16 protein-coding genes, 1 tRNA gene and 1 pseudogene are annotated in these 18,014 nt (G+C 69.2%); 9 read left to right on the top strand and 9 right to left on the bottom strand.

Going from position 1 to position 18,014, the window contains the following annotated elements; translation table 11 throughout:
* Window positions 1-21: 21 nt before the first annotated feature.
* Window positions 22-1,026 carry a heat-inducible transcriptional repressor HrcA gene (hrcA, locus tag CAL24_RS04890; protein WP_094805882.1) on the bottom strand — a complete coding sequence of 335 codons (1,005 nt, stop codon included), beginning with the start codon at window positions 1,024-1,026 and terminating at the stop codon, window positions 22-24.
* A 128-nt stretch (window positions 1,027-1,154) separates the two neighbouring features.
* Here hrcA and CAL24_RS04885 point away from each other — a divergent pair, with 128 nt between their 5' ends.
* Together CAL24_RS04885 and recN are read left to right on the top strand one after the other, a co-directional pair.
* The gene (locus CAL24_RS04885) at window positions 1,155-2,054 is read left to right on the top strand and encodes an NAD kinase (protein ID WP_094805881.1); all 900 of its coding nucleotides are present in this window, start codon (window positions 1,155-1,157) and stop codon (window positions 2,052-2,054) included.
* A gap of 10 nt (window positions 2,055-2,064) precedes the next feature.
* Window positions 2,065-3,717, top strand: coding sequence for a DNA repair protein RecN (gene recN, locus CAL24_RS04880; protein ID WP_028356572.1), 1,653 nt, complete (start codon window positions 2,065-2,067; stop codon window positions 3,715-3,717).
* 19 nt (window positions 3,718-3,736) lie between these two features.
* On the opposite strand, the gene fur is transcribed toward recN, so the two are convergent.
* Window positions 3,737-4,159, bottom strand: a complete 423-nt coding sequence (gene fur / locus CAL24_RS04875) for a ferric iron uptake transcriptional regulator (protein WP_028356573.1) — start codon at window positions 4,157-4,159, stop codon at window positions 3,737-3,739.
* Between the two features lie 163 nt (window positions 4,160-4,322).
* On the opposite strand from fur, the pseudogene CAL24_RS04870 reads away from it, so the two are divergent.
* Together CAL24_RS04870 and dapB are read left to right on the top strand one after the other, a co-directional pair.
* Window positions 4,323-4,775: pseudogene (locus CAL24_RS04870) on the top strand (outer membrane protein assembly factor BamE); the annotation flags it as partial.
* A 296-nt stretch (window positions 4,776-5,071) separates the two neighbouring features.
* Window positions 5,072-5,863 carry a 4-hydroxy-tetrahydrodipicolinate reductase gene (dapB, locus tag CAL24_RS04865; protein ID WP_028356574.1) on the top strand — a complete coding sequence of 264 codons (792 nt, stop codon included), beginning with the start codon at window positions 5,072-5,074 and terminating at the stop codon, window positions 5,861-5,863.
* Here the strand turns inward: dapB and murB are convergent.
* Window positions 5,858-6,919 carry a UDP-N-acetylmuramate dehydrogenase gene (gene murB, locus CAL24_RS04860; protein ID WP_028356575.1) on the bottom strand — a complete coding sequence of 354 codons (1,062 nt, stop codon included), beginning with the start codon at window positions 6,917-6,919 and terminating at the stop codon, window positions 5,858-5,860. The genes dapB and murB overlap by 6 nt on opposite strands.
* A 142-nt stretch (window positions 6,920-7,061) precedes the next feature.
* Here murB and CAL24_RS04855 point away from each other — a divergent pair.
* The 3 genes from CAL24_RS04855 to CAL24_RS04845 all read left to right on the top strand — a co-directional run bounded on the left by CAL24_RS04855 (window position 7,062) and on the right by CAL24_RS04845 (window position 8,916).
* Window positions 7,062-7,137 (top strand) — tRNA-Gly (locus CAL24_RS04855).
* 84 nt (window positions 7,138-7,221) lie between these two features.
* On the top strand, window positions 7,222-7,833 hold the full coding sequence (locus CAL24_RS04850) for a hypothetical protein (protein ID WP_094805880.1): 612 nt from the start codon (window positions 7,222-7,224) through the stop codon (window positions 7,831-7,833).
* 111 nt (window positions 7,834-7,944) lie between these two features.
* Window positions 7,945-8,916, top strand: a complete 972-nt coding sequence (locus CAL24_RS04845) for a Bug family tripartite tricarboxylate transporter substrate binding protein (protein WP_094805879.1) — start codon at window positions 7,945-7,947, stop codon at window positions 8,914-8,916.
* A gap of 16 nt (window positions 8,917-8,932) precedes the next feature.
* Here CAL24_RS04845 and CAL24_RS04840 read toward each other — a convergent pair whose 3' ends face one another.
* Window positions 8,933-9,142: a YbdD/YjiX family protein gene (locus CAL24_RS04840; RefSeq protein ID WP_349290566.1), complete on the bottom strand. Its 210-nt coding sequence runs from the start codon at window positions 9,140-9,142 to the stop codon at window positions 8,933-8,935.
* Window positions 9,143-9,161: 19 nt separating this feature from the next.
* Entirely contained in the window at window positions 9,162-11,243 is a 2,082-nt protein-coding gene (locus tag CAL24_RS04835) for a carbon starvation CstA family protein (protein ID WP_094805878.1), read from the bottom strand.
* Window positions 11,244-11,556: 313 nt separating this feature from the next.
* Between CAL24_RS04835 and CAL24_RS04830 the strand changes: the two genes are divergently transcribed.
* Entirely contained in the window at window positions 11,557-12,987 is a 1,431-nt protein-coding gene (locus tag CAL24_RS04830) for a cache domain-containing protein (RefSeq protein WP_094805877.1), read from the top strand.
* Window positions 12,984-13,640 carry a response regulator gene (locus CAL24_RS04825; RefSeq protein WP_028356580.1) on the top strand — a complete coding sequence of 219 codons (657 nt, stop codon included), beginning with the start codon at window positions 12,984-12,986 and terminating at the stop codon, window positions 13,638-13,640. Before CAL24_RS04830 ends, CAL24_RS04825 begins: the two co-directional genes overlap by 4 nt.
* 24 nt (window positions 13,641-13,664) lie before the next feature.
* Here CAL24_RS04825 and CAL24_RS04820 read toward each other — a convergent pair whose 3' ends face one another.
* From CAL24_RS04820 to CAL24_RS04805, 4 genes are all read right to left on the bottom strand, one after another.
* Window positions 13,665-15,272 carry an amidase gene (locus tag CAL24_RS04820; protein ID WP_094805876.1) on the bottom strand — a complete coding sequence of 536 codons (1,608 nt, stop codon included), beginning with the start codon at window positions 15,270-15,272 and terminating at the stop codon, window positions 13,665-13,667.
* A gap of 46 nt (window positions 15,273-15,318) precedes the next feature.
* Window positions 15,319-16,314, bottom strand: a complete 996-nt coding sequence (locus CAL24_RS04815; RefSeq protein WP_038854095.1) for a Bug family tripartite tricarboxylate transporter substrate binding protein — start codon at window positions 16,312-16,314, stop codon at window positions 15,319-15,321.
* Window positions 16,315-16,417: 103 nt separating this feature from the next.
* Window positions 16,418-17,260 carry an SDR family NAD(P)-dependent oxidoreductase gene (locus tag CAL24_RS04810; protein ID WP_249278476.1) on the bottom strand — a complete coding sequence of 281 codons (843 nt, stop codon included), beginning with the start codon at window positions 17,258-17,260 and terminating at the stop codon, window positions 16,418-16,420.
* A complete protein-coding gene (locus CAL24_RS04805; protein ID WP_051439623.1) occupies window positions 17,257-18,012 on the bottom strand; it encodes an SDR family NAD(P)-dependent oxidoreductase in 756 nt (251 codons plus the stop codon). Before CAL24_RS04805 ends, CAL24_RS04810 begins: the two co-directional genes overlap by 4 nt.
* Window positions 18,013-18,014: the final 2 nt, after the last annotated feature.

Here is an 18,014-nt window from a genome sequence, read left to right as displayed (position 1 = left end):
GCGCGCTACCCGGGAAGGAGGCTACTGGTTGTGGCTGAGCGCGTTGGACAACAGGCGCGCGGTGATATCGACAATGGGGATGACGCGCTCGTAGGCCATGCGGGTGGGGCCGATGACGCCGAGGGTGCCGACCACCCTGCCGTCCACGCCATACGGCGCCGTGATGACCGAGACTTCTTCCATGGGCACCAGCTGGGAATCGCCGCCGATGTAGATCTGCACTCCTTGCGCGCGGCTGGAGATGTCCAGCAGCTGCAGGAGCTCGGTTTTCTGCTCGAACAGCGAGAACATCTTGCGCAGGCGGTCCATGTCGGACGCGATGTCGGTGACGTCGAGCAGCTTGCGCTCGCCCGAGATGACCATGTCGTCGCCGTCCTCGGCGGCCTCGGCGCCCGCCTCGACCGCCGCCTGCATCAGGCGGGAGATGTCTTCGCGCAATTGCGCCAGCTCGGTCGCCAGGGTGCGGCGCACGGCATCGAACGACTTGCCGGCGAAATGGACATTGAAGAAATTGCCGGCCTCGAGCAATTCGGCTTCGCTGTAGTCGCGCTGCACCGACAGGATGCGGTTCTGCACGTCGCCGTCGGGGGTGACGATGATGAGCAGCACCCGCTTGTCGGACAGGCGGATGAATTCGATCTGGCGGAATACCTGGGTGCGCTTGGGCGTGAGCACCACGCCGGCGAATTGCGTCAGGTTCGACAGCAGCGCCGCCGCCGCGTTGACGGCCCGGGAGGGCTCGGCGGCGGTCAGGGCCTCGCTGAACTGCTGCGGCTGGAACTCGAACGGCTGGACCGCCAGCAGCGAGTCGACGAACATGCGGTAGCCGCGCGGCGTGGGCACCCGGCCGGCCGAGGTGTGCGGGCTATGGATCAGCCCCATGTCTTCGAGGTCGGCCATGACGTTGCGGATCGTGGCCGGGGAAAGGTCGAAAACCTTGGAAAGCGTGCGCGAGCCGACGGGCTGCCCATCGGCGATGTGGCGTTCTATCAACGCTTTCAGCAGTGAGCGCGCGCGGTCATCCATACCAGGTATTGTAGGGAAACTTTCAAAAATCGGGCGCTTTTTGGCGCCGGGCCGCCCCAAGATGAATATGCGGCCCCATATAATCGGCGAATCCGCCTTTTTCGTATCGTCCCGATCCGTTTTCCGCCATGCACTTCCCTATCGTCGCCCTGATCGGCAGGCACCAGGACACCGGCCTGGATGCACCGCTGCGCGCCGTGGCCCACATGCTCGCGCAGGCCGGGCGCCGCGTGCTCATCGAGGCCGATACCGCCAGCAACACCGGCGTGCGCGAATACCCGGTCGCCAGCCTGAAGGAAATCGGCGAAACCGCCTCGCTGGCGGTCGTCATGGGGGGCGACGGCACGGTGCTGGGCGCGGCCCGCACCCTGGCTCCCTACGGGGTGCCGCTGGTGGGCATCAACCATGGCCGCCTCGGCTTCATCACCGACGTGCCGCTGCAGGAAGCGCACACCGCGCTGGGCCGCGTCATCGAGGGCAACTACCAGGCCGAGGACCGCATGCTGCTGGTCGGCAGCGTCTGGCGCGGCGACCAGCTCATGTATACCGCGCCGGCGCTGAACGACGTGGTGCTGAACCGCGCCGGGCGCGGCGGCATGATCGAGGTGCGGGTCGAGGTGGACGGCGCCTTCATGTACGCCCAGCGCGCCGACGGCCTGATCATCGCCACGCCGACCGGCTCGACCGCCTACGCGCTGTCGGCCAACGGCCCTATCCTGCATCCCGGCCTGGATGCCATGGTGCTGGTGCCGGTGGCGCCGCAAACCCTGTCGAACCGGCCGATCGTCATCCCGGGCGACGGCGTGCTGAGCATGACCCTGACCGCCATCGGCCGGGTGGAAGTCGGCGCCAGCGTGCATTTCGACATGCAGACCTGGTCCGACCTGCAGCCCGGCGACCGGATCTCGGTGCAGCGCGCGCCGCACACGATCCGGTTCGTGCACCCGGAAGGCTACAGCTTCTTCTCGACCCTGCGCCGCAAGCTGCATTGGAACCTGATGCCGCAGGCCTCGGACAGCGTGGAGTGACGCACCGGCCATGCTGCGCACCCTGCATATCCGCGACTTCGTCATCGTAGAACAGGCCGAGATCCACTTCGGCGGCGGCTTCACGGTGTTTTCCGGCGAGACCGGCGCCGGCAAGTCGATCCTGATCGACGCCCTGGCCCTCGCGCTGGGCGAACGCGCCGACGCCGGCGTGCTGCGCGAGGGCGCGGCCCGCGCCGACATCACCGCCGTGTTCGACACCCCGCCCGCCCTGCGCGACTGGCTGGCCGAGCGCGAGCTGGATGCTGGCGACGAACTGGCGCTGCGGCGTGTGGTCGACGTCCAGGGACGCAGCCGCGGCTATATCAACGGCATGCCCGCCACCCTGGCCCAGCTGCGCGAACTGGGCGACAGCCTGGTCGACATCCACGGCCAGCACGCCCACCAGAGCCTGATGCGCGCCGATGCCCAGCGCGACATGCTGGACGCCCATGGCGGCCATGGCGAACTGCGCCAGGCGGTGGCGCAGGCCTGGAAGGACTGGCGCGCCCTGGCGCGCCAGCTCGAGCTGGCCGAGAAAGACGCCGCCGGGCTGGCCGCCGAGCGCGAGCGCCTGCAATGGCAGGCCGACGAACTCGACCGCCTGGCGCTGCAGGCCGACGAATGGGAAACCCTGCAAGCCGAGCAGTCGCGCCTGGCGCACGCCCAGGCCCTGCTGGACGGCGCGGGGCAGATCCTCGAAGCGCTGGATGGCGAGGACGATTCCGCCCACCACCGCATCAATGCCGCGCAGCACCGGCTGCAGCAGATGCTGCGCCACGACCCCGCGCTGCAGGGCGTGGCCGATGAGCTCGAATCGGCCCGCATCGCGGTTGCCGAAGCGGTGTCCGACCTGAACAACTATGTCACGCGGGTCGAGCTCGACCCGCAGCGGCTGGCCGAGGTCGACGCCCGCATGAGCGCGGTGTTCGAGACGGCGCGCAAGTTCAAGACCGAACCGGACGCGCTGCCCGGCTTGCGCGAGGCATTGCACGCCCAGCTCGCCGACATGCAGGCCGCCGCCGACATCGACGCGCTGCGGACGCGCGCCGACGCGGCGCGCGCGCAGTACGAGGCGGCCGCCGGCAAGCTCTCGGCGGCGCGGCGCAAGGTGGCCAAGAGCCTCGGCAAGCAAGTCACCCAGGCGATGCAGACGCTGGCCATGCAGGGCGGCAGCTTCGAACCGGCGGTCTCGCCCGCGCCGCCGTCGGCGCACGGCGCCGACCAAGTCGAGTTCCTGGTGGCCGGCCACGCCGGCACGACCCCGCGGCCGCTGGCCAAGGTGGCCTCCGGCGGCGAGCTGGCGCGTATTTCGCTGGCCCTGTCGGTGATCGCCAGCCGGGCCGCGCGGGTGCCGACGCTGATTTTCGACGAAGTGGACAGCGGCGTGGGCGGCGCGGTGGCCGAGGTCGTGGGCAAGCTGCTGCGCGAACTGGGCGAGCGCCACCAGGTGCTATGCGTGACGCACTTGCCCCAGGTGGCGGCCTGCGGCAATGCGCAATACCGGGTCAGCAAGACGGAAACGGCGGGCACCACGCGTTCGCGCATCGACGAACTGGATGCCGGCCAGCGCGTGGAGGAAATCGCGCGCATGCTGGGCGGCATCAAGATCACCGCCACCACGCGCGAGCATGCGCGCGAGATGCTGGGCGTGCTGGCCGACTAGGGCCCTGCGGGGCCCCGGCTCAGCGGGCCTTCTGGCAGTCGCCGCAGATGCCGTACAGCACCATGGCGTGGCTTTCCAGGACGAAGTTGTTGTCCTTGGCCACCTTGTGCTGGCGCTTTTCGATGTCCGGATCGGAAAATTCCACCACCTTGCCGCAATTGGTGCAGATGAGGTGATCGTGGTGATCGCCGTCGTTCAGCTCGAATACCGCCTTGCCGCTGTCGAACTGGCTGCGGGTCAGGATGCCGGCCTGCTCGAACTGGGTCAGCACGCGGTAGACGGTGGCCAGGCCGATCTCGACGTTTTCGCCGATGAGGGCCCGATAGACATCTTCGGCGCTGAGGTGGCGCTGGTCGGCCTTGCGGAAGATGTCGAGAATTTTCAGGCGCGGGAAGGTCGCCTTCAAACCCATGTTTTTCAGTTCGCTTTGGTCGGTGGTCATGGTGTAATCGCTCTCCGTCCGCGGTGGCATGGGCAGGAATCACGGCAGCCGACTGTAGCAGCGTGATGCCTTTTTTCCGCCGCCCGCAGAACTACCGCATTGTGAAACCTTTATGATAACGGTTTTACCGGCTTTTAATCACAGATAGGGGCGCTTCGAGTCCATGATTGCACGAATTCCGACCCGGTTCCTGAAAACCGCATTGGCCGCGGCTGCCGCCGCCGCCATCCTGGCGGGCTGCTCGTCCGACAAATGGGGCTTCCCCTACAAGGCGCCGGTGCAGCAAGGCAACTGGATCACCCAGGAACAAGTCGCCCTGTTGCAACCAGGCATGACGCGCGAACAGGTGCGCTTCGCCCTGGGCAGCCCGACGCTGACCAGCGTGCTGCACGCCGATCGCTGGGACTACCCCTATTACTTCAAGCCCGGCTACGGCAAGGCCCAGGAACGCAAATTCACCGTCTGGTTCGAGAACGACCGCCTGACGCGCTGGAGCGGCGACGAGCAGCCCGAACTGCAGCCGTTCCAGATGAACGCCGAAGGCAAGCCGGCCCTCGAAAAGGCCGACGAGCAGCTCGACGCCGAAACGGCCCGCCAGGATGCCGCTGGCGCGGCCGCGGCGCCGGTCGATCCGGCCCAGTTGCCGCCCCTGGGCACCCCGCCCGGCGGCGCGCAGTCGGGCGCCGCGCAGCCGGCCATGCCGCAACCCGCCACGGGCGCCGCGCAACCCGACGCCGCCGGCACGGGCACCCAGCAGGCCGACCCCGCCCAGCAGGCCCAGCCGGTGGAAAGCTCGCCGCGCCGCCGCGAACTGCTGCTGAACGCGCCGGACGCCTTGCCGCGCAACCCGATCGGCCAGCCCGGCGGCGGCGCCGAGCCGCTGCGCTAACCCAGTCGTACCGAGGAACCACCATGCGCATCGCCATTGCCGGCGCCAGCGGCCGTATGGGCCGCATGCTGATCGAAGCCGTGCTCAACGCCCCCGACCTGGAACTGGCCGTCGCGCTCGACCGCAGCGGCTCCGCGGCGCTCGGGCAGGATGCCGGCGCCTTCCTGGGCCGCGATACGGGGGTGGCCATCACCGACCGGCTCGACGCGCTGGCCGACGCCGACTGCCTGGTCGACTTCACCCGCCCCGAAGCCACCGCCGCCCACCTGCAGGCCTGCGTGCGCCACGGCACCCGCATGGTCATCGGCACCACCGGCTTCGACGACAACGGCCGCGCCGCCATCGAAGTGGCGGCCCAGAAGATCGCCATCGTGTTCGCCCCCAACATGAGCGTGGGCGTGAACGCCACGCTCAAACTGCTCGACGTCGCGGCGCGCATCCTGAATTCGGGCTACGACGTGGAAGTCTTCGAGGCGCACCACCGCAACAAGGTGGACGCGCCTTCCGGCACGGCCCTGAAAATGGGCGAGACCATCGCGTCAGCCTGGAACGTCGCCCTGCCCGACGTGGCCACCTGGACCCGCCATGGCGATACCGGCGTGCGCAAGCCCGGCACCATCGGCTTCTCGGTGGTGCGCGGCGGCGACATCGTGGGCGACCACACGGTGTACTTCTGCGGCGAGGGCGAACGCATCGAGATCACCCACCGCTCCGGCAGCCGGACCACCTATGCGCAGGGCGCGCTGCGCGCCGCCCGCTTCCTGGGCGAGCAGCGCAACGGCCTGTTCGACATGCAGGCGGTGCTGGGCCTATAGCGCGGCCGCGCCCGGCCAGACCACCGGCTCGGGCTCCAGCCTGACCTGATAACGCTGCGCCACGTCGCGCTGGATCGCGCCGGCCAGCGCCATGATGTCGGCCGCCGTGGCGCCGCCATGGTTGACCAGCACCAGCGCCTGCCGGTCGTGCACGCCGGCCGGGCCGAGGCGCCGGCCTTTCCAGCCGCATTGGTCGATCAGCCAGCCTGCCGCCAGCTTGTAGCGGCCGTCCGGCTGCGGGTACGACACCAGGCCGGGATGACGCGCCGCCAGCGCGTCGCGCCGGGCCGCGTCCACCAGGGGATTCTTGAAAAAACTGCCGGCGTTGCCGATGACCGCCGGATCGGGCAGCTTGGCGCGCCGGATGTCGCATACGGCATCGAACACGGCGCGCGCGGTCGGCGCGGCGGCCAGCTCGGCGCGGCGCTGCAGGTCCGGGTAGTCCAGCACCGGACGCCAGGGCCGCGGCAGCGCGAACCGCACGGAAACGATGATCCAGGCCCCCGGGGCGTCGTGCTTGAATACGCTGTCGCGGTACGCATAACGGCAGTCGGCCGCCGTCATCTCCACCAACCGGCGCCGGCGCACGTCCCAGGCGGTCAGGCCCAGGAAGCGGTCGGCCAGCTCGACGCCATAGGCGCCGATGTTCTGGACCGGTGCGGCGCCCACCGTGCCGGGGATCAGGGCCAGGTTCTCCAGGCCGTCCCAGCCGTTGGCCACGCAGGCGGACACGAAGCCGTGCCAGTTCTCGCCCGCGCCGGCCTCGATGACCCAGGCATCCGCCCGCGCCTCGACCAGGCGGATGCCGCGCAAGGCGACCTGCGCGACCAGCCCGCCCACCTGCGCGGGCAGCACCAGATTGCTGCCGCCGCCCAGCACCAGCAGGCTGCCATGCTGTCCGGCCAGGGCCGACAGCGCATCGAGCTGGGAAGGCGAGCGCAGGGTGACGAAAGCGCGGGCGCGGGCCGCCAGCCCCAGGGTATTGAGCGGGGTCAAGTCCTGGCTGGCGGGGGTCAGCGAAGAATCGGGCGGCACGGCCGCGGGGAAATCCTGCATGAGGCAAGGCCCAACTTAGGCGATGAGGTGAAACTGCGCCCATATTAACGTGATAACGTGAGCGCCTTTTCCCCGCCGCCGAAATGCTGCTATAATGCTCGTCTTCACTGAACGCGCTGGTGTGTCACCGTCGCGCGCTCATGCGGGAATAGCTCAGTTGGTAGAGCGCAACCTTGCCAAGGTTGAGGTCGCGAGTTCGAGACTCGTTTCCCGCTCCAGAATTTTAAGAAGCCCAAACATCAGTTTGGGCTTTTTTGTTGCGCGCCGCCGGCATCGGGCGGGACGATCGAGGAATACGGGTAATGGAAACCGCATTAGCCTTGTTGATGGCCGTCGCGGCATGGCAGGTACTGCGCGTGCGGTACCAGCGCACGCACATCGCCCTGCTGGGCCGCCACCTGGCCGACTTGCAGCTCGAGCGCCACATGGAAACCCTGACGCAGGGCTATACCCGCGCCATCCACGAGAAGGACGAAGCGCGCCAGCTGCAGGTGCTGGAAACCTATGCCCAGACCGAACGCGCGGCGGCGGCGCAGGCGCGCTCACTGGCGAACGCCATGCAGAAGGAAAGCGCGCAGGCCGCCGCCATGGGCGCCCTGCCGTTCTGCGTGCCGTATATCGAGCGCTTCCTGCCCGGGATGACGCGGGATTTCCGCGCGCTGCTGCAGATCCATGCGGCCGGCCTGCGCCACGTGGTCGACAACGAAGGCCAGTGGGACCTGAAAAGCCGCGCGTACCATCTGTCGGCGGAGCTGTACCTGCTGCAGCACAGCTGCCATTGGTACTGCAAGTCGCGCGCCGTGGCGGATGCGCGGCTGGTGGTGCGGCACCAGGTCCAGCACCGCAAGGTGCTGGACTCGGTGTCGGAGCGGACCCGTTCGGCGTACCTGCGATGGCTGCAGGACCGCGGCTGATACCGGCCGGCGCATTGCGCCGCGCCTGAAGTCCGCTACCATGCCCCCTGGAGGACGAGATACGCATCTCGGACCGCCGCACTCGATCAATAACGAACCAGGGGACAATCCGTGAAACGCTGCACCGGCATCCTGCTCGGCATTTTCTTGCTCGCGCCCGCGACGGCCACGCTGGCCGCCGACACCTGGCCCAGCCAACCGATCCGCTTCGTGGTGCCGTATCCGCCAGGCGGCCCCACCGATCTCATGGCGCGGCTGATTTCGCAGCCGCTGGCCGAAAAACTGGGCACCAGCGTGATCGTCGAGAACAAGGCGGGCGCGGCCGGCAACGTCGGCTCGGCGCAAGTCGCCAAGGCGGCTGCCGACGGCTACACCATCTTGCTGGCGGCCAGCGGCAATATGTCGGTCAACCAGACGCTGTTCAAGAACCTGCCGTACGACCCCATCAAGGATTTCGCGTCCATCATCCAGATATCCCGCTTCCCGCTGGTGCTGGAGGTGAACCCGGCGTCCGGCATCAAGACCGTCGGCGAGTACATCGCCTACGCCAAGGCGAACCCGGACAAGGCCACTTTCGGTTCCGCCGGCAACGGCTCGCCGCAGCACCTGGGCGGCGAACTGTTCAAGACCCTGACCCAGGCGCCCCTACAGCACATCCCCTACAAGGGCGCGGGCCCGGCGCTCAATGACCTGATCGGCGGACAGATCCTGAGCATGTTCGACATTCTCGGCAGCTCGATCCAGCATATCAACAGCAAGCGGCTGACGCCGATCGCGATCACGACCAAGGCCCGCTCGCCGCTGCTGCCGGACGTGCCCACGGTCGCCGAGTCAGGCCTGCCGGGCTTCGACTACTACGCATGGCACGGCATCGTGGCGCCGGCCGGCACGCCGCCACGGGTCATCGCGCGCTACAACACGGCGCTCAACGAGATCTTCGCCGACCCGGCGTTCCGCAGCCGCTGGGAGGCCATCGGCAGTGATGTAGTGGGCGGCACGCCCGAACAGTTCGATGCGCTGGTGCGCGCCGAGGCCGAGCGGCTGGGCGGCCTGGTGCGCCGGCTGGACATCCAGCTGGACTGAGCCGCCAGGCGCCCGCTCAGCAGCAGCCGATGCGCTTCTTGCCGCCGTAGCGGGCGTCCTGCCGCTCGCGGAAGAACTGTTCGTACGTCATGGGCGCCTGGTCGGGGTGGGTACGCCGCATGTGCTCGACATAGGCCTCGTAGTCGGGCACCCCCACCATCAGGCGCAGGGTCTGGCCCAGATAGCGGCCGGCGGAGCCGGCCGCGGCGCCCAGGTTGGCGAACAGCATGGGCGTCTCCGTTGCGTCAGGCCGCGCCGGCGGCGGCCGGCAGGGGTTCGTAGGGCGTCTCGCGGGCGGTGGGCTGGCGCTCGGCGCGGGCGCGCAGCACCGAACGGATGCCGAACACCACGATGCTGACCACGACCAGCATGAAGATGCCGCACAGCGCCGCGTCGACGTAGTCGTTGAACACCACGCGCTGCATTTCCGCCAGCGACTTGGCGGGCGCCAGCACTTCGCCCTGCGCGATGGCGGCGCGGTACTTGGCCGCGTGCGCCAGGAAGCTCACCTTGGGGTTGGCGTCGAACAGCTTCTGCCAGCCGGCCGTCAGGGTGCAGGCCAGCAGCCACAGGGTGGGCAGCACGGTGACCCAGGCGTAGCGGTCGCGCTTCATCTTGAACAGCACCACGGTGCCCAGCGTCAGCGCGATGGCGGCCAGCATCTGGTTGGCGATGCCGAACAGCGGCCACAGCGTGTTGATGCCGCCCAGCGGGTCGACCACGCCCTGGTACAGGAAATAGCCCCAGGCGGCCACGCACAGGCCGGTGGCGATCAGGTTGGCGGGCAGCGACTCGGTGCGCTTGAGCGACGGCGCGAAAGTGCCCAGCAGGTCCTGCAGCATGAAGCGCCCGGCGCGCGTGCCGGCATCGACCGCGGTCAGGATGAACAGGGCCTCGAACAGGATGGCGAAGTGATACCAGAACGCCATCATGCTGGGTCCGCCGATGGCCTGGTGCAGGATGTGCGCCATGCCGACCGCCAGCGTGGGCGCGCCGCCGGCGCGCGAGATGATGGTGCTTTCGCCGACGTCCTTGGCGGTCTGGACCAGGTCGGCCGGCGTAATCACGAAGCCCCAGCTCGAGACCACCTGCGCGACCTGCTCGGGGGTGGTGCCGATGACCGCGGCCGGGCTGTTCATGGCGTAGTAGATGCCCGGCTCGATCACGCAGGCGGCCACCAGCGCCATGATGGCGACGAAGGATTCCATCAGCATGCCGCCGTAGCCGATATAGCGCGCCTGGGTTTCGTTCTCGATCAGCTTGGGCGTGGTGCCGGAGGAGATCAGGGCATGGAAGCCGGACACGGCGCCGCAGGCGATGGTGATGAACAGGAACGGGAACAGGTTGCCGGACCAGACCGGGCCGCTGCCGTCGACGAACTGCGTCAGAGCGGGCATCTTCAGTTCGGGCGCGACCATCACGATCCCCACGGCCAGGCCGACGATGGTGCCGATCTTCAGGAAGGTCGACAGGTAGTCGCGCGGCGCCAGCAGCAGCCAGACCGGCAGCACCGAGGCGATGAAGCCGTAGATGATCAGCACCCAGGTCAGGCTCTTGCCGTCGAAATCGAACCATGCGGCCAGGACCGGGCTTTGCGCGACATCCTGCCCGAACAGGATGGCGGCCATCAGCAGCACGAAGCCGATCACCGAGACCTCGCCGATCTTGCCCGGACGCAGGAAGCGCAGGTACACGCCCATGAACAGGGCGATCGGGATGGTGGCGGCCACCGTGAAGGTGCCCCATGGCGAGTGGGTCAGCGCCTTGACCACGATCAGCGCCAGCACGGCCAGGATGATCACCATGATCATGAAGGCGCCGAACAGCGCGATCACGCCGGGGATATTGCCCAGCTCGGCCTTGACCAGGTCGCCCAGCGAGCGGCCGTCGCGCCGGGTCGAGATGAACAGCACGATGAAGTCCTGCACGGCGCCGGCGAACACCACGCCGGCCAGCAGCCACAGCATGCCTGGCAGGTAGCCCATCTGCGCGGCGAGCACCGGGCCGACCAGCGGACCGGCGCCGGCGATGGCGGCGAAGTGGTGGCCGAACAGCACGTGCTTGTTGGTCGGCACGTAGTCCAGGCCGTCGTTGTACTTCCAGGCCGGCGTCATGCGGCTGGCGTCGAGCTGGAACACCTTATCGGCGATGAAGCGGCTGTAATAGCGATAGGCGATCAGGTAGACGCAGACGGCGGCGATGACGATCCACAGCGCGTTGATGGTTTCACCCCGGGCGAGCGCCACGGTGCCGAGCGCGAACGCGCCCAGTACGGCGATCGCCAGCCAGACCAGGTGACGGCCCAGTCCTTTACTGCTGGTTTGCATGAGAAAGGCTCCTCTAGCCTCCCGCCTGGATAGCGCGGTGTGCGCGGGTGTCTTGCGGGTGGGCAGAATCGTTGTTGTGCGGTGCTGGACGCGCGCGTCCACGCTGCGCCCTGGCGGCGCAGGCCGTAGTATTTCGATTCGGCGCAGCCGCAACAAGCGCGGAACTACGCAAGCGCGCTGCGTATTACTACGCAGTGCGGCGCAGCAATATTCCGCCGAAGCCGTAAAATCGAGGGCGCCGCGCGCCACCGCCGCAAGGCCGGCCGCGCGTTGCGCAGCGCAATACGCCGCGTGTCCCTGACCCTTTTTTTTCATGAAACTGCGCCTGAAGATTCTGCTGTTGGCCGTCGTGCCCCTGCTGGTGGCGGTGGCCGCCATCACGGTCGCGGTCTACATGCAGGGGCTGGAGCTCGCCCAGCGCGAAAAGCAGGTCGTGGAAAACGCCTGGCTGTCCAGCAAGGAAAGCGAACTGCGCCACTATGTCAGCCTGGCCTATAGCGCCGTCGCGCCCCTGCAGGCGGCCGGCGACGACGCGGCCACGCGCGAACGGGCCCTCGCCCTGCTGGCGCAGATGGAATTCGGCCACGACGGCTACTTCTTCGTCTACGACCTGCAGGGCCGCAACCTCATGCATCCGCGCCAGCCGGAACTGGTCGGCCGCAACCTCTTGAACCGGCGCGACATCCACGGCCAGCCGGTGATACAGAACCTGCTGGCGGCCGCGCGCCGCGGCGGGCAACAGGGCGAGGCGGTGCGCTACCTGTGGGAAAAACCCTCCACCAGCCAGACCGTCGAGAAGCTGGGCTATGTGGTGGTGCTGGACCGCTGGGGCTGGATGCTGGGCACCGGCATCTATCTGGACGACGTCGAACAGGCGCTGGACCGCATCGACGCCGCCGCCCAGGCCAACATCCGCAACATGTTCGCCTGGGTCGCCGGCATTGCCGCGGCGGCGATCCTGGGCGTGACGGCGTGCGGGCTGGCGCTGAACATCAGCGATCACCGCCAGTCCGACGCCAAGCTGCGGCTGATGGCGCGGCAAGTGGTGCGCTCGCAGGAAGACGAGCGCGCGCGCCTGTCGCGCGAACTGCACGACGGCATCAGCCAGGTGCTGGTATCGATCAAGCTGTCGCTGGAGGCCGCGCGCGAGCGCCTGCGGCAGTCGCGCCCCGGAGACCCGCAGGCGCTCGCCCACGTCGACCGGCCGCTCGGCGGCGCGCTCGAGCGCCTGAACACCGCCGTGGGCGAAGTGCGCCGCATCTCGCACAACCTGCGCCCGACGCTGCTCGATGACCTGGGCCTGCCGGCCGCGCTGGATCACCTGGGCCGCGAATTCGCCGTGCCGCGCGAAGACGGCGCGCCGCCGCTGGCGGTGCGCCTGCACACCACCGGCCGCGTGCGCCCGCTGCCCGAGTCGCACGCCACCGCGCTGTTCCGCGTGACCCAGGAAGCCTTGACCAACGTGCTGCGGCATGCCCGCGCCACGCGCGCCGACATGACCCTGGCCTATGGCGACCGCGGCCTGCGCCTGACCATCGCCGACGACGGCGCGGGCTTCGACTACGACGGCGTGCAGCAGGACCCGCTGCGCGGCATCGGCCTGCGCAACATGCGCGAACGCATGGCGGCGCTGGCCGGTTCGCTGGCCTGCCATTCCAGCGGCCAGGGCACCACCCTGCAGGCATGGCTGCCTCTGCCGCCCCTCGCCGCGGACGGCGCCCCTGCTCCGGAACCGCAGACATGAGCCCCGCCGCCGACACCATCCGGCTGTTGCTGGTCGACGACCACCCCCTGGTGCGCGACGGCTTGCGCCTGCGCCTGGAAACCGTGCCGCGCCTGGAGGTCGTGGGCGAGGCCGGCAACCCGGCGGCCGCGCTGGCCTTCCTGCAGGACTGCCTGGCGGCCGACCCGCACGGCGGCACCCTGCCCCACCTGGTGCTGATGGACCTGAACATGCCCGGCATCGGCGGCCTGGCGCTGACGGCCCAGTTGCATGAGCAATATCCGCAGATCGCCGTGCTGGTGCTGTCCATGCACGACAATGCCGAGTACATGGTGCAGGCCGTCAAGGCCGGGGCCCGCGGATACCTGCTCAAGGACGAGCCCGCGCAGGAAATCGTCACCGCGATCCACGCGGTCATGACCGGCCGCACCTATTTCAGCGCGACAGCGGCGCTGCGGCTGTCGCAGGCCAGCGCGCCGGCCACGCTGCTGACGCAGCGCGAGCGCGACGTGCTGCGCCACATTGCCGACGGCCACGCCAACAAGCAGATCGCCCAGGCGCTGGGGCTGTCGGTGCGCACCGTCGAGACGCACCGGCTCAATATCAAGCGCAAGCTCAACATCGACGGCCAGGCCGAGCTGATCAAGTTTGCGGTGGAACACCGCGGGCTTTGAGACGCAGGCCCGCGGCGCGGCGGCCTACTGCTGCGCCAGCGACGGCTTGCGCAGGTGCCAGGAGGTGGCCTTCTGGAACGCATGCCCCAGGCGCAGCAGCAGCGCTTCGGAATACGGCCGGCCGATCAGCTGGAAGCCCACCGGCAATTCGACCGCCTCGCCCTCGACGGGGCAGGCGCCGCCCGGCAGCGCCAACGCGGGCAGCCCCAGGTAATTGATCGGCCGGGTCAGGCGGGTGAGCTCGCCGCGCAGGAACTGCGAGCGCTCGTCCAGCGACGCGAACTCTTCAATGCGGGGTGTCGGCAAAGCGAATGCCGGCGCCAGCAGCACGTCGACGCCAGCCAGCACAGTCTGGCCGAATCGTTGCACGAGCGGGCCGCGCAAGGCCTGCGCCTGCAAATACAGCGCTGCGGGAATCGCCACGCCCTCGCGCAAGCGCGCGCGCGTGAAATCGCCCAAGACCGGTTCGGCGTCCGGGCGCAACAGGCGCTCATACAGCGCAGTCGCCTCGGCCCGGATCATCAGAATGGCCAGCGCGTTGACCGCGTCGTACGGAAAATCCGGCACTTCGCGGATGTCGGCGCCCAGCAGGCGGAAGGTTTCAAGGCTGCGCGCGATGACGGCCTGCACGGCGGGGTGCAGGCCCGCGGCGAAATAGCCCTGCGGCACGCCGATGCGCACGCCGCGCAGTGGCGCGTCCAGGTTGGCAGCGTAGTCGTCGCGGCGCACGGCGGCGATACTGCCGGCGTCGGCCATGTCGTAGCCGGCGATGGCCTGCAGCATCAGGGCGCAATCGCGCGCGCTGCGGGCAATGGGGCCCAGGTGATCGAGGCTGGCGCTGAGGCTCATGGCGCCGGCGCGGCTGACCAGGCCGAAGGTGGGCTTCAGGCCGGTGACGCCGCACAGCGCCGCCGGGATGCGGATCGATCCGCCGGTGTCGCTGCCCAATGCGCCATGGACGGCCCCGGCCGCGACCACCGCGGCCGACCCGCTGGACGACCCGCCCGGGATATGCGCGGATGCCCATGGATTGCGGCAATCGCCGGCCATGGCGTTGGCGCCGGAGGGGTCGAAGGCCAGCTCGGTCATGTGCAGCCGCGCCAGGTGCAATGCGCCCGCCGCGTCGAGGCGGCGCAGCACCGTGGCGGTATCGCCCGCGCCGGCAGTGCGCGCCATGCCATAGCCGGACGGGCGCCCGGCGCGCTGCAACAGGTCTTTGTGGGCCAGCGGCATACCGGCCAGCGGGCCCGGCGGTTCGCCGGCGGCCAGGCGCTGGTCCAGCCGGCGCGCCTGCGCCAGGGCGGTATCGTGCAATACCTCGACGCAGGCAGCGGTGGCCGCATGCGCCCGGGCCAGGCGGTCCAGCGCAAGGCGCGCCAGCTCCTGTGCGCTCACGGCGCGTGCGGCAAGCTGGCCACGCTGCTCCCACCAGTCGGACCAGCCGGGCTCGGCCGGCGCCGCTTGACCCGCCTCCGGCGCGGCCGTCCCGTCCTGGGGCTGGGCCGCGGCATGCAAGGCCTGCGCCAGCGGCGTCGGCATCAGTCCCAGCCCGCCGCCGACCTCGGCGGCCAGGCGCCCGACCACGTCGCGCCATTGCGCGACCACGCCGTTGCCGGCATTGTGATTCTCCACGACAGTCTCCTGTAGACGCAACAAACAAGCGTGCCGGCTCACGCCATCACAGTTTGGGGATATTGCCCACGGTAATGATCTCGTTCCATTTCTTCAGCTCGCCGGCGATGAACTGCGCAGCTTGCTGGCGCGTGCCCGGCAAGGTCTGGGCGCCGCGCTCGGCGGCGTAGCTTTTCATATCGTCTTCGACCAGGATCGCATTGAGCGCCTGGTTGAGCGAATCGGCGACGCCATCCGGAATGCCGGCCGGCGCCCCCAGGAAAAACCACGCCGACACATCGAACCCCGCCAGTCCGTACGGCGCGCCTGCTTCGGACAGCGTGGGCAGATCAGGGAACAGCGGCGAGCGCTGGGTCCCCGTGACCGCCAGCCCGCGCAGGCTGCCGGCCTTCACGTGCGGCGCGGACGACGGCATATCGTCGAACATGACGTCCACATGGCCGCCCAGCAGGGCATTGACCGCGGGACCGCTGCCCGAGAACGGGACATGCTCCATCTTGGTTCCCGCCTTGATGTTGAACATCTCGCCGGCCAGATGAATGGTGGTGCCGGCGCCGGACGACGCATAGGTCGCGCTATCGCTCTGGCCGTGCTGCACCAGGTCGCCCACCGAGCGGAGCGGCGAATCCTTGTTCACCACCACGATCTGCGGGCTGGCCGCGATCAGCCCGATCGGGGTGAAATCCCGGACAGGGTCGTAGCCGGTGTTCTTGTATAGATTGGGCGCCACGCCGTGCGAGGCGACGGTGCCCAGGTACAAGGTGTAGCCGTCGGGCTTGGCGCGCGCCGCGTAAGCCGTGCCGATATTGCCTCCCGCCCCCGGCTTGTTCTCGACCACGAATGATTGCTTGTAGTGATCGCCCAGCTTTTGCGCCAGCTTGCGGGCCAGCACGTCGGTCGCGCCCCCCGGGGCGAATGCGACGATGATCGTGACCGGGCGTTGCGGATACGAGTCCTGGGCGCCGGCCGGCACGGCGCCCGCCAGTCCGACGGCCAAGACGGCCAGTTGCGCCAATGATTTGATGCTGCGGTAATTCCACATTGCAATTCTCCTGATAAACACTGCTGTCGTGAGTCGGGATCAAGCAAGGACGAACGGCCGCCCCGCGCAGGCGGCGGCAAAGGGAAATGCGGAAATCCGGAATTCAGGCGTACTTGCCGATCAGCCCGCCATCGACCACCAGTTCCGTGCCGGTGATGTAGGCCGCCTCGTCGGACGCCAGGAAGGCCACCGCGTTGGCTACCTCCCAGGGCGTGCCCATGCGGCCCATGGGCACCTGCCGGTCGCGCGCCGCCCTGGCCTGGTCGAAATCGTCGGCCGAGAACATGCGCGCCACGGTATGGCGCACGCGCGGCGTGTCGATCAGGCCCGGCACCACGGTGTTGGCGCGGATGCCGTGCGCGGCGTACTGCTGGGCGATCATGCGGGCGAAATGGATGACCGCCGCCTTGGTCACGTTGTAGGCCAGGTGCGGATACCCCAGGTAGCGCAGGCCGGCCACCGACGACACCGCCACGATGGCCCCGCCGCCCTGCTCGCGCATGATGGGCAGCACCAGCCGGCTGGCCACCAGCAGGCTGTCGACGTTGACTTTCTGGATACGCTCCCAGTCGGCCATGTCGATCTCTTCCGGGCCTCCGACCTTGCCGATGCCGGCGTTGGCCTGCAGGATATCGAGCCGGCCATGGCGCTGCATGACGGCGTGCACGGCCTGCCGCATGGCCTCGGCATCGGCCACGTCGGCCTGCAGCGCCATGCCCTGGCCGCCCAGCGCCTGCACCGCGTCCAGGGCGTCGCGCGCGGCGTCGAGGCTGGCATCCAGTACGCACACGCTGGCGCCGTGGCGGGCCAGCGTGGCGCAGCATGCCTTGCCGATGCTCCAGCCCGGCCCGCTCGAGCCGCCGCCCGCCACCAACGCCACTTTGCCGGCCAGCCGGGAACTGGCGGCGGGCAGCAAGGCCCGCCAGTCATTAAGATCGTCGTTCATGCCACGTTCCCCAGTCCGACGGTCATGCCGCCGCATACATACAGCACCTGGCCGGTAATGAAGCCGGCGCGCGGGTCCAGCAAGGATGCCGCCGCGTGGGCGATGTCGGCGGGCGTGCCCATGCGCCGCACCGGGATGCTGGCGCGGATGCGTTCGGTCTGCGGGGCGCCCGGCGGGTTGACCCGTTCGAACAGCTCGGTGGCGATGGGCCCGGGACCGATCGCGTTCACGGTGATGCCGTCGCCGCCCATTTCCAGCGCCCAGGTGCGCGTCATGCCCAGCAGGCCGGCCTTGGTGGCGGCATAGACCGTGCGCTCGGTCTTGCCCAGCGCGGCGCGGCTGGCGATGTTCACGACCCGCCCGAACTGGCGCCGCCGCATGCCCGGCAGCAGGCCCTGCATCAACAGCATGGGCGCGCGGATGTTCAAGGCCGTGACGACCGCCAGGTCGTCCGGCGTGGCGTCTTCCAGCAATGCCGGCCGCACCGTGCCGGCATTGTTGACCAGGTACAGGACTTCGCGTTCGGCCGCCAGCGTCGCCACGGCCTGCCGCGTGGCGTCGACGTCGCATAGGTCGACCGCGACGTAGGCTTCGCCCGGCAATTGCGCGGCGGGCGCCCGCAGGTCGAAGTTGACGACCTCGTAGCCGTCCTGCAGCAGGCGCTCGGTAATGGCGCGCCCGATGCCGGCGCTGCCGCCGGTCACCAGCGCGACCGGCTTGCCCGCGCCGGGGTGAGTCGCGACGCTCGCCATGT

Origin of the sequence: Bordetella genomosp. 2 (assembly GCF_002261345.1) — a bacterium.
Lineage (GTDB): Bacteria > Pseudomonadota > Gammaproteobacteria > Burkholderiales > Burkholderiaceae_B > Bordetella_A.
The sequence above is the reverse complement of the archived record's forward strand: the minus strand, read 5'-3'. Positions and strand labels throughout refer to the sequence as shown.